Annotated in this window: 9 protein-coding genes; 6 read left to right on the top strand and 3 right to left on the bottom strand. The window is 65.1% G+C overall.

What is annotated here, in order from left to right:
- Nucleotides 1-280: 280 nt before the first annotated feature.
- Complete coding sequence (locus tag PV781_RS22290; RefSeq protein ID WP_274777821.1) at nt 281-664, bottom strand: response regulator; 384 nt, start codon at nt 662-664, stop codon at nt 281-283.
- A gap of 183 nt (nt 665-847) precedes the next feature.
- Between PV781_RS22290 and PV781_RS22285 the strand changes: the two genes are divergently transcribed.
- Complete coding sequence (locus PV781_RS22285) at nt 848-1,570, top strand: protein phosphatase CheZ (RefSeq protein ID WP_274777820.1); 723 nt, start codon at nt 848-850, stop codon at nt 1,568-1,570.
- Nucleotides 1,571-1,722: 152 nt separating this feature from the next.
- Here the strand turns inward: PV781_RS22285 and PV781_RS22280 are convergent, their stop codons facing one another.
- On the bottom strand, nt 1,723-2,226 hold the full coding sequence (locus PV781_RS22280) for a CarD family transcriptional regulator (RefSeq protein WP_425532453.1): 504 nt from the start codon (nt 2,224-2,226) through the stop codon (nt 1,723-1,725).
- A 591-nt stretch (nt 2,227-2,817) separates the two neighbouring features.
- Between PV781_RS22280 and ahcY the strand changes: the two genes are divergently transcribed.
- From ahcY to PV781_RS22265, 3 genes are all read left to right on the top strand, one after another.
- A complete protein-coding gene (gene ahcY, locus PV781_RS22275; RefSeq protein ID WP_274777819.1) occupies nt 2,818-4,215 on the top strand; it encodes an adenosylhomocysteinase in 1,398 nt (465 codons plus the stop codon).
- Nucleotides 4,216-4,575: 360 nt separating this feature from the next.
- Nucleotides 4,576-6,462 (top strand): potassium transporter Kup, encoded by a 1,887-nt coding sequence (locus tag PV781_RS22270; RefSeq protein ID WP_274777818.1) that lies wholly within the window; start codon nt 4,576-4,578, stop codon nt 6,460-6,462.
- Nucleotides 6,463-6,858: 396 nt separating this feature from the next.
- Nucleotides 6,859-7,896 carry a lysylphosphatidylglycerol synthase domain-containing protein gene (locus PV781_RS22265; RefSeq protein ID WP_425532452.1) on the top strand — a complete coding sequence of 346 codons (1,038 nt, stop codon included), beginning with the start codon at nt 6,859-6,861 and terminating at the stop codon, nt 7,894-7,896.
- 202 nt (nt 7,897-8,098) lie between these two features.
- On the opposite strand, the gene PV781_RS22260 is transcribed toward PV781_RS22265, so the two are convergent.
- Nucleotides 8,099-8,728, bottom strand: coding sequence for a hypothetical protein (locus PV781_RS22260; protein WP_274777816.1), 630 nt, complete (start codon nt 8,726-8,728; stop codon nt 8,099-8,101).
- A 261-nt stretch (nt 8,729-8,989) separates the two neighbouring features.
- On the opposite strand from PV781_RS22260, the gene PV781_RS22255 reads away from it, so the two are divergent.
- Nucleotides 8,990-10,291 (top strand): ATP-binding protein, encoded by a 1,302-nt coding sequence (locus tag PV781_RS22255; protein WP_274777815.1) that lies wholly within the window; start codon nt 8,990-8,992, stop codon nt 10,289-10,291.
- Between the two features lie 123 nt (nt 10,292-10,414).
- The gene (pstS, locus tag PV781_RS22250; protein WP_274777814.1) at nt 10,415-11,458 is read left to right on the top strand and encodes a phosphate ABC transporter substrate-binding protein PstS; all 1,044 of its coding nucleotides are present in this window, start codon (nt 10,415-10,417) and stop codon (nt 11,456-11,458) included.
- The last annotated feature ends 266 nt before the right edge of the window (nt 11,459-11,724 follow it).

The raw sequence follows: 11,724 nt of genomic DNA, 5'->3' as shown, positions 1-11,724 counted from the left end.
CGGATCTGGATCATTTGGGAACGATCCCACTCAGCTTCGACTGCCCCCGCGCAAGCTCGGCCATGAACAGGCATTCCGCGGCGCACAACAACACGCCTCTGAGAGCAAGCGGGTGCGGAAAGTACCCCATGTGGCAGGTCCCAGCGGCCCAAACGTCGCAACCCGCCGGGCGGGTGAGCCAGGCGGGTGAAGCGGCAGCGGTCGATGGGATGAAGAGGGGGAGGCCGGGTCCTGAGGGACCCGGCAGCGCCGCACGTCTGCGCGGCACGGCCTTTGGAGCTCAGGCCTCGAACACCGTGTCGATCTTGCCCTTCAGGGTCTGGGCATTGAAAGGCTTCACGATGTAGTTGCTCACGCCGGCCTTCTTGGCGGCGATCACGTTCTCGGATTTGGCTTCCGCGGTGACCATGATGAAGGGGATCTCGCCGAGATCCGCATCGTCCCGCACGCGCTTCAAGAGCTCGTAGCCGGTCATGGGCTCCATGTTCCAGTCGGAAATCACAAGTCCATAGCGACGCTCTTTGAGCTTCGCCAGGGCTTCGGTTCCGTCCGAGGCCTCGTCAACATCATCGAAGCCGATCTGCTTCAAGAGGTTCCGGATGATGCGGACCATGGTTTTGTAATCGTCCACCACAAGGACCGGCATCGACAAATCAACCGCCATGGCTCACTCCGTCAGCGGGGCACAGGGATAAGTAATTCCGGCAGATAGCTCGCCGGTATGACGCTGGCTTTGTAGTCTATTTTAGCTTGCGCGGAGCTTGCGGGGCAGTTGGGGGAGGTCTTTCGGCGAAATCCGCTTCGATTTATAGAATAGCGACGGCGAAGCAGCAGGCAGGAGGAGTCCATGATGGCCAGCCGGCGACCTTTCAGGATTGAGGTAACCACGGCGGGCCGGTCCGCTGCCCCCGCAGTCAATGATGTCCCGCCGGGCATCCAGCCGGCGGCGGCAGAGGACGCCCATTTCAACCGCGTCCTGCAGGAATTGGTGGAGATCCGCTCGGAGATCGCCAAGTTCAACCAGCGGGATCCGGAAGCAGACCGCGAGCGTGACCGCAACGTCCTCTGGGCGGGCATCGAGACCATCCAGGATGCCATCCGCAACACCAAGACGGAGATTGCCAGTCTCCATTCGGAAGGCACGCGCGGCGAGAAACTTTTCCGCGCCACCGACGAGCTGGATGCGGTGGTCTATGACACCGAGGAAGCCACGGAGGCGATCCTGTCCTGCGCCGAGGCCATCGACACCTCTGTGAACGCGCTGCTCGGCCGCCTTTCGGGAGATGACCTCAGCATTGCCGAGGAAATCCAGGCCAATGTCATCAAGACATTCGAGGCCTGCAACTTCCAGGACATTACCGGCCAGCGCATCCGCAAGGTTGTCAAGCTGCTGGTGTTCATCGAGCAGCGCGTGCAGCGCATGACCGACATCTGGGGCGGCGCGGACGCTGTGGCCCAGGATGCCGGCATCATTCCCCGCGAAGGCGATGAGGCCCTGCTCAACGGCCCGGCTCTGGCCGATGACGAGAACGTGGTCTCCCAAGACGACATCGACAGCCTGTTCGCGTGACGCCTGATGGTGCGCCCCCTGCGGGGCGCGTCACGGGGGAGCGATCTTGATGTGGAGAGGTCTGGATGTGAAAAAGGCCCGGGCGGTGACGCCCGGGCCTTTTCCTTGGGTCGAGAGGGGCGAGGTGATCCGGCGCCGTCCGAAAGTGGCGGTCAGGCCGCCTCGTCGGCTTCCAGATCGGCGTCGAGATCGGCTTCCGCATCTTCCGCCTTGGCGGCGCCGCGGCGCGGACCCTTCTGGAGGTGCTGCTCGATCAGCTTGATGGACTCGGTCTCGGTGAGGTTCTGCACGGCCGACAGCTCGCGCGCCATCCGGTCGAGCGCGGCTTCGTACAGCTGGCGCTCGGAATAGGACTGCTCGGGCTGGGCGTCGGACCGGTAGAGATCGCGCACCACTTCGGAAATGGCGATCAGGTCGCCGGAATTGATCTTGGCTTCATATTCCTGGGCGCGGCGGCTCCACATGGTGCGCTTGACGCGGGCGCGACCCTTGAGGGTCTCCAGCGCCTTGGCCACGACGGGACCTTCGGAGAGCTTGCGCATGCCAACGGTGGCAATCTTGGGTACCGGAACCCGGAGAGTCATCTTGTCCTTTTCGAAGGAGATGACGAACAGTTCGAGCTTGAAGCCGGCCACTTCCTGTTCTTCGATGGCCATGATACGACCGACGCCGTGCGAGGGGTACACGATATGCTCGCCCGTCTTAAAACCAAGGCGGACCTGGGCAGTCTTCTTTGTCGACATGCTCTTGACCACTCCTGATCCGGCCCGGGGGCCGGATCGTGTTGGCGCGCGTCCGCCCGCGTCCGGTATTATCCAGGCGGTGCTGCACCTATCGCTGGCGACTGGGTCTCGGCCGGAACGCCCGACAACCCGCTCATAATCAGTCGAAGACCACTACTGTTCAGCCGCATCCGTCCCGCTGTGGCCGGATGCTCGAATTCTCGCCCCTATGTTCCCGAGAATGCGCCGATGTACAGGCACGATGCGGATGGTTCAGGAAGCAATCGACTGTATCTGTTTGTATAGCACAAAAACGGCCAGAATCAAAGCCTTGCTCTTTTTACGCTGCGGCAGGCAGCGCAGGGCTCGCATGCGGGGAACGCAAGTCGCGGAGTCCGGAGGGCTTTTCAATGATATAAGCATTTGTTTATATCTTGATTGCGGCGGCCGGTGCGCCATGGTACATCGCTCCCAGGATGGGGAGGCGCATCCCGGGCGCCCGCAATCCCGGACGGAGTGAATCTCATGAGTGCCGATTACGTGGTCAAGGACATCAGTCTCGCCGACTGGGGCCGCAAGGAACTGGACATCGCCGAGATCGAAATGCCCGGCCTGATGGCCACCCGCGCGGAATACGGCCCGTCCCAGCCGCTGAAGGGCGCCCGCATCGCCGGCTCCCTGCACATGACCATCCAGACCGGCGTGCTGATCGAGACCCTGAAGGCGCTCGGCGCCGATGTGCGCTGGGCTTCGTGCAACATCTATTCGACCCAGGATCACGCCGCCGCCGCCATCGCGGCCGCCGGCACCCCGGTCTTCGCCATCAAGGGCGAGACCCTGGAGGAGTACTGGGAATATACCCACCGCATCTTCGAGTGGGCCGATGGCGGTGCGCCGAACATGATCCTGGACGACGGCGGCGACGCCACGCTCCTGGTGCATCTCGGCCTGCGCGCCGAGCAGGGCGACACCGCCTTCCTCGATGGCGCCACCAATGAGGAGGAGGAAGTCCTCTTCGCCGCCATCAAGCGCCGCCTCAAGCACAAGCCCGGCTGGTACACCACCCTGGCCAAGTCCATCCGTGGCGTGACCGAGGAGACCACCACGGGCGTGCATCGTCTCTACGAGATGCAGAAGAAGGGCACGCTGCTGTGGCCCGCCATCAACGTGAATGACAGCGTCACCAAGTCGAAGTTCGACAACCTCTATGGCTGCCGCGAGAGCCTGGTGGACGGCATCCGTCGTGGCACCGACGTGATGATGGCCGGCAAGGTCGCCATGATCGCCGGCTTCGGCGACGTGGGCAAAGGCTCGGCCGCCTCGCTGCGCAATGCCGGCTGCCGCGTGATGGTGTCCGAAGTCGATCCCATCTGCGCGCTCCAGGCGGCGATGGAAGGCTATGAGGTCACCACCATGGAAGATGCCGCGCCGCGCGCCGACATCTTCGTGACTGCCACCGGCAACCTGGACGTCATTACGGTCGACCACATGCGGGCCATGAAGGACCGCGCCATCGTCTGCAACATCGGCCACTTCGACAGCGAGATCCAGGTCGCCGCTCTGAAGAACTTCAAGTGGCACAATGTGAAGCCGCAGGTGGACGAGGTCGAGTTCCCCGACAAGAAGCGCATCATCCTGCTCTCGGAAGGCCGCCTGGTGAACCTGGGCAATGCCACCGGCCATCCCAGCTTCGTGATGTCGGCGTCCTTCACCAACCAGACGCTGGCCCAGATCGAGCTGTGGACCAAGCCCGGGCAGTACGACAAGAAGGTCTACACCCTGCCCAAGCACCTGGATGAGAAGGTGGCGATGCTTCACCTGGAGAAGATCGGCGTCAAGCTGACGCGCCTCTCCGACGAGCAGTCCGCCTATATCGGCGTGGCGCAGACCGGCCCGTTCAAGCCCGAACATTATCGCTACTGAGCCCAGACGGGCTCACAGCGATTGGTTTCCCGCACATCCCCCCGGCGCGGCCTCCGCGCCGGGGTTTTTTGTCGCCGGCCGTCGGGCCGGTGCGCTCCGCATCTGTCATTGTCACGCAAGGCAATCGGGGCTAGGTGTGAGACTTGCGCGGCGCTTGGTTCGTGGCGTGGCTGGGGGGCGGTCTTGGACGTGTTCTTCGACGGGTTCGATGCTTTGCCTTCGTGCTCCCGCCGCCATCAGGGCCTTTCCGTGCGCCGCGTGTGGTGCGCGACGGGCCGTGCTTCGGCTGCAGTCGGGTCGCCTGCGGGGCGCCCGTGCATCCAATGGTCGGTCCCCCGGTGATCCTCTGGGCTTTGTGACATGCGCTCGAGCGTCCTCCGAGACCGCAAACGCATCCTGCCTTTCGCCGCCGAGATCGGGGCGCTGGGCGTCGTCTTCGGCGACATCGGCACCAGCCCCCTCTACGCGCTCAAGCAGGGCGTGCTTGCGGTGGGCGGTGAGAACTTCCTGGCCAGCGACGTGCTTGGCCTTTTGTCCCTCATCACCTGGTCGATCATCCTCTCGGTGACGATCAAATATGTGATGCTGGTTCTGCGCGCCGACAATGACGGCGAAGGCGGCATCCTGGCCCTCGTCACCTTGCTGGACCTGCACCGCAGCGCCATCGGGCTGCGATGGTATCTTCTGGCGGCGGGTCTTCTGGGCGCGTCCATGCTCATCGGCGACGGCGTGCTCACCCCGGCCATGTCCGTGCTCTCGGCCATCGAGGGCTTGGGCGTCATCTCGCCCCACATGCATGAATGGGTGCTGCCGCTGACCGTGCTGGTGATTGCCGGCGTCTTCATTTCGCAGCGGGCGGGAACGGAGCGGATCGCCTCCTTCTACGGGCCCATCATGCTGTTGTGGTTCGGCTCGCTGGCCGTGCTCGGCATCTACGGGATCCTGCGGGCGCCTCAAGTGCTGATGGGGCTCGATCCTCGACACGGCATCCAGCTCATCAAGGATCACAGCGCCTTGTCGGGCGTCATCATCGGCGCTTGCTTCCTCGCCATTACGGGCGGCGAGGCCCTTTATGCGGACCTCGGCCATTTCGGCCGCAGAGTGATCGCCCGCGCCTGGCTCGCGGTCGCCATGCCCGCGCTGCTGCTCAATTATTTCGGCCAGGGTGCCTTGCTGCTCAGCGATCCCAACGCGGTCAGCAATCCCTTCTACAATCTGTGCCCCGATCCCCTGGTCATTCCCCTGCTGCTGCTGGCCACCGCAGCCACTGTCATTGCGTCCCAGTCCATCATCACCGGCGTGTTCTCGCTCGCCAAGCAGGCCATCGAGCTTGGCTATCTGCCGCCCATGCGCATGCGCTACACGAGTGAACACAACGAGCAGCATATTTATGTGGGGCGGCTCAACTTCCTGTTGATGATCGCCTGTATCGCAGTTGTGCTCGGCTTCGGCTCGTCCGACAGCCTCGCCTCCGCCTATGGCATCGCGGTCGCCTTCGCCATGGTGACCACCTCCATCCTCTTCATCGCCCAGGTAAACCGCGCCTGGAACTGGCCCAAGCCCGCCGTGATCGCGCTCGGCGTCTGGCTCTTGAGCATCGACCTGGCTTTCGCGGTGGCCAATCTCAGCAAGATTCACGATGGCGGCTGGCTGCCCCTGACCATAGCGGGCATCGTCATCCTGGTGATGGTCTCCTGGCGCCGCGGCCTTGAGGCGGTGGTCGCCCAGCAGGTGCGCTTCACCGAGCCGCTGGACAGCTTCGTCGCCCGCAAGGAGCGCGCCCAGGACGGGGTGAGTCCGCGCACCGCCATCTTCCTGTCGCGCGCCGGGGCCATGACGCCGGTGGCCCTCTCGCGCATGGCGGATGTGATGCACATCCGCTTCGAGCGCGCCGTCATCGTCTCCGTCTGGATCGCCTCGCGTCCGCGCGTGTCGGTGGAGGACCGGGTGAAGGTGATGCTGCTGGAGGGCGGCTTCGTGCGGGTGGATCTGCGATTTGGCTATATGCAGCAGATCGACGTGCCCTCGGTCCTCGGCCCGGCCTTGAGTGCCCGCGGAATCGATCCAGACGAATCCATCTATGTGATCGGCCACGAGCGCATCATCCCGCCCGACGAGGTGCTGCGGCCGCGGGACGTGATCGCCCACATCTTCGCCTTCCTGGCGCGCAATGCGGAGCGGTCGGTGGATCGCTTCGGGCTGCCGCGCAACCGCACCATGGAACTGGGTTATCCCGTTAAGATGTAGGACGCATGCGGGCGGCCCGGTTACCGGATCGCCCCCGCAGGTGCGGTCCAAAGGCCGGGGGTGCGACGCCGCGAAAGGGCGGGTGGCAGTGCCGGGAACGGAGCTGTCCGCGCTGCCGCTGGCGCTTGGGCGGCCCGGGACACGCAGCCCATGGCCTGCCTTGGGATGGCCGCGTTGCGGGTCTAGGAGAAGCGCACCTCTCGCGATGCAGGCCCCGCCTCAGGCGGTCAGCTTCATGAAAGGTGCAGGCCGCATGCCTGTGCGAGCCCGCTCCCGCGGGCTGACCGGTGCGGCCGCAAGCGTTTTGGCAGAGTGAGGCTCCCCAACGTCAAGAGAGATTCAAAAGCGGCGGCAAACGTGCTTGTTTGCGTCAGGCGGCGGCGGGGCCGAGGGGGAATGAGAACGATGTTACGCAACAAGGTGTGGCCATTCCTGCGCGACAAGGTTGGGCTGCACGGCCTCGGCCTCGTGTTAAGTCTCGCCATCATCGCCTTCGCGGTCGTCGTGCTCTATCGCATGCTGCACGACCTGAAGTTCGACCAGGTGCTGGAAGCCTTGCGCAACAAGGATCCGGTGCATGTGGTGGCGGCCTTCGTGCTGGTGGCGCTCGCCTACCTGACCTTGACCTTCTATGACTTCTTCGCCCTGCGAACCATCGGGCGCAAACATGTGCCCTATCGCGTCGCCGCGCTGGCGGGCTTCTGCTCCTATTCGGTGGGGCACAATGTGGGCTTCACGGTTCTGACCGGCGGCTCGGTGCGCTATCGCATCTATTCCGCCTGGGGCCTGACCGCCGTCGATGTGGCCAAGATCTGCTTCGTCGCGGGGCTCACCTTCTGGCTGGGCAATATCGCCGTGCTCGGCCTCGGCATCACGCTTCATCCGGAAGCCGCCACGGCGGTGGACCAACTGCCGCCCTTCATCAACCGCCTCATCGGCCTTGGCGCACTTGCCGGCCTGGTGGCCTATGTGGTGTGGGTGAGTCTGGCGCCGCGCAAGATCGGCAAGTCCGACTGGTTCGTGATCCTTCCCGCCGGTCCCACCACCTTGCTGCAGATCGGCATCGGCATCCTGGACCTCAGCCTGTGCGCCGCCGCCATGTACATGCTGATGCCGGCGAGCCCCTATATCGATCCCATTTCCCTGGCGGTGATCTTCGTCACGGCGACGCTGCTGGGATTTGCCAGCCATGCCCCCGGCGGCCTCGGCGTGTTCGATGCGGCGCTGCTGGTGGCCCTGCCGCAGTTCGACAAGGAAGAGATGGTGGGCGCGCTGCTCCTGTTCCGCCTCTTCTATTACATCGTGCCGTTCGCCTTCTCCCTGCTGCTGCTGGGATCGCGCGAACTGATGATCTCGCTGCGCCGGCGGGCCGGCCGGTCGGCGCCGATGGTGGGAGCCCTGGCCGAAGCCCCCCGCAAGGACGCCGCCGAATAGGCCAATCCAGAGGGTGCCAAAGACAGCCCGGAGCCGACGACGCGGCCGGCCCGGGCTGGTCGGTGCATGGCCCTCCGATGTCTCGACGAGACAGGCGCCACCCTTCGCATGCTCTATCAATGAGTTGGAAGGCGCTTCACCGACCAGCGTGAGCCACTCTGATCGGATCGCGCGCTCAGCGGTTCAGGGCGAGGGGAGGGGGCTAGCGCTTGAGGCCGCCCAGTCCCTGCATCAAGCCCGGAAGCATGTTGGCCGCGCCCGGCGGCACTTTCACCAATTGGGTGCCGGGCGGCAGGCGGAACAAGGAAGGGTCCTGTGGCCCGCGTGTAAGGCTCGTCACCTCATAGGCGCGCTCCTGTTTTCCCTTCACCTCCACATCGGTGCTCAGCACGATCCCATCCGCCGTGATGCAGGAGACCACGGGGGTCTTCACGGTCTTGGAAGTGGTGATCTTCCACAGGTCGCAGGCCTCGCCGATCACCTGGCTGGTGCCAACCTTCGTGCCCTCGCCCGTCACCACGGCGGTGCGATAAGCGTCGGGCACCTCCGCCTCCACCGCCATCTTCGGCATGTCCGGCAATAGCATGACCATGGTCGCCCGCTTCATGTCGACGATACCGGCCACCGTGGCCGGCAGGCGCGGCCCGTTGACCACAACCCGCATCTTGTCCCCGGCGTGCCAGAGCTCGACCACTGCGTCATCCTTGGCCTTGGCCTTGAGGGCGAAATCCACGGAGGGGAGGGGGACCGGCTCCGCCAGCGCCGCGCCGAGGGCGCAGGTGGACAAAAGCGAACCGGCGATCAGGGATCGAAGCGAGCGATGAACCTTCATATGCCATCCTTGGTTCGGGCGCTGGCCCGCTGAAAAGGGACGGGTTGTTGCCGCCATAGGCCACACCCCAGTGGGGCGGCCGCAACGGTGCCAATCCTGGGACATGGTCATTGCATGCCCTTGCGGCGGTTTGGCGACGGCTGTCTTATTGTGTTCGTCAAAGCATCCCACCATATCAAAATTCAGCGACCGGCGTCCTCTGGCACCCGGTAAGGGTGACACTGCCGGCGCGGGTCGGCTGTCTGCGGGGAGTGAGTTCAGGTGGCGCCGCGCATCGTCTTCGCAACCGTCGTGATCCTGGTGTCCCTCGCGGTGGGCCTTCTGGCCGATCCGCTCCTGGGCGCGGGCGCGTTCGCGCTGATGGTGCTCGGCATGGCGGGCGGGCAATGGGCGCTCCAGCCGGTCCCTCCGCCGGCTGTGATCGAGACGGTCGAGGCCGTCGAGCCCCCGCGCCCGGCGCGCCGCGTCACGTCTCAGATGGGCGCGCTGGTGGCGGCGCTGCCGGAGCCGGCGCTTCTCCTGACCACCGAAGGCGACATCCTCACCGCCAATGAGCGCGTGGCCCTGGCTATCGGGCCGGCCCGCGTGGGCGATCCGCTGTCCTTCGTGGTGCGGGTGCCCGAGGTTCTGGAGGCGGTGCGCGAATGCGCGCAGGATGGCATTCCCCGGCGGGTGGAATTCGGCGAGCGCATTCCGCTGGACCGGTGGCTGGAGGCGCACATCGTCCCCCTGCGGCTCGATCCGGAGGGCGGTGAGGCCAAGGGCGCCAAGATCCGTGCCCCTGATGCCGTGCTGCTGACCTTCCGCGACCTGACCCAGCAGCGCCGGGTGGAGCAGATGCGCGCCGACTTCGTGGCCAATGCCAGCCACGAGCTTCGCACCCCACTCGCCTCCCTGTCCGGCTTCATCGAGACCCTGCAAGGCCCCGCCCGCAACGATGCGGCGGCGCGCGAGCGCTTTCTCGGCATCATGGCGGCGCAGGCGCGGCGCATGTCGCGCCTCATCGACGACCTGCTCTCCCTCTCCCGCATCGAGCTGAACGCCCATGTGCGCCCCGAGACGCCCATGGAAGTGGGCGGCCTGATGGGCCATGTGTGCGAGACGCTCAGCCCCCTGGCGCGGGAACGGGGCGTGGAACTGGCCGTGCACCGGGAGGGCGGCCCCTTCATGGTGCTGGGCGACCGGGACGAGCTGATCCGCCTGTTCGAGAACCTGGTGGAGAATGCCCTGAAATACGGGGCCTCCGGCAAACGGGTGGACGTGACCCTGGCTGCCGAGAGCGAGGGCAAAGGCGAGGCTGTGGTGATCGCCGTGCGGGACTTCGGGCCGGGCATCGCGGCGGAGGACCTGCCGCGCCTGACGGAGCGCTTTTATCGCGCCGACGTGGCGGCCAGCCGCGAGCAGGGCGGCACGGGCCTCGGCCTTGCCATCGTCAAGCACATCGTGGCCCGGCACCGGGGCCGTCTCCTCATCGACAGCCGGCCCGGAGAGGGAGCCACGTTCGCAGTCCGCATGGAGCGAATCGCGGAACGGGAAAAAATCTCTTCGTCTTCAAAGGCATGAGCCGTCATTAAGGTGTCACCGGTCGGTCATAGAACGGTGGCGCCACGCCGTTAGAAGGTCGAAGCCCCGCGTCACTCGCGGCTTTTGGCCTTGGGCGACTTGGGAATGGCAAGGAGATACCCCGTGAAACACGTCACCGCTTTTGGCGCGGCGCTTGCGCTCGCCGGATCCCTGTTCGCTGGCAATGCTTTTGCCGTCGACATCAATGGCGCCGGCGCGTCATTCCCGGCTCCTGTCTACCAGTCTTGGGGAGCCAAGTATAAAGAGAAGACCGGCAACGGCCTGAACTACCAGTCCATCGGCTCTGGCGGCGGCGTGAACCAGATCACGAACCGCACCGTTGACTTCGGCGCCTCCGACGCGCCGGTCGCGAGCGACAAGCTGGCCGCTGCCAACCTGCTCCAGTTCCCCACCGTGATCGGCTCCGTGGTCGCCACCGTGAACCTGGACGGCGTCGGCTCCGATAACCTGAAGCTGACCGGCCCGCTGCTCGCCGACATCTATCTCGGCAAGATCACCAAGTGGGACGACAAGGCGATTGCCGCTCTCAATCCCGACCTGAAGCTGCCCTCCACCGCCATCGTCCCGGTCTACCGGTCTGATGCTTCGGGCACGACCTTCATCTTCACCTCCTACCTCTCGGAAGTGAGCCCCGAGTGGAAGTCCAAGGTGGGTGCTGCCACCTCTGTGCAGTGGCCGACCGGCGCTGGCGCCAAGGGCAATGAGGGCGTCACCGGCAACGTGAAGAACGTGAAGGGCGGCATCGGCTACGTGGAGTTCATCTACGCTGCCTCCAACAAGCTCAACGTCACCCAGCTCCAGAACAAGGCCGGCAAGTTCGTCAAGCCGTCCGAGAAGGCCTTCGAGGAAGCCGCCGCTGCCGCCGACTGGGCGAATGCGAAGGACTTCGCCGCTTCCATGATCAACACCGCCGGCGAGACCGCCTGGCCGATCGTGAGCGCCACCTACATCCTTCTCCCGAAGAACCCCACCAACGTGGACGCTTCCCGCGAAGCCATGAAGTTCTTCGAGTGGGCCTATGGCAAGGAAGGTCGCGAGATCGCCGAGAAGCTCCACTACATCCCGCTGCCGGAGTCCGTGGTCGCCAAGATCAAGGACGCCTGGAAGGCGGAAGTGAAGACCGCGGACGGCAAGCCCGTCCTCTGATCCTGAGGGATCTATCCCGCCACGCGGTTCGCGCGGCGGGATTTTCGGCCTGGCCCGGCTGCGCAAGCGTCCGGGCCAAGCACGGATGGAGCGAAGGCTCCTGGTGTTTGTGACAGTCAGCACCATCGCCAGTCCCTCGGAACAGGCTGCCCCCTGACGTGGAGCGCGGCCGAACCGGATGAGCGATGAGGCCCAAGGCGGACGAAGCCTCCCGCATGAGCCGCGGCGGCCGCCTCGAGCCAGAAGACACGCAATGTTCGGCCGTG

This window comes from Aquabacter sediminis (assembly GCF_028863665.1).
GTDB lineage: Bacteria > Pseudomonadota > Alphaproteobacteria > Rhizobiales > Xanthobacteraceae > L1I39.
Note: the sequence above shows the minus strand (reverse complement) of the source record. Positions and strands in the feature narration are given on the sequence as shown.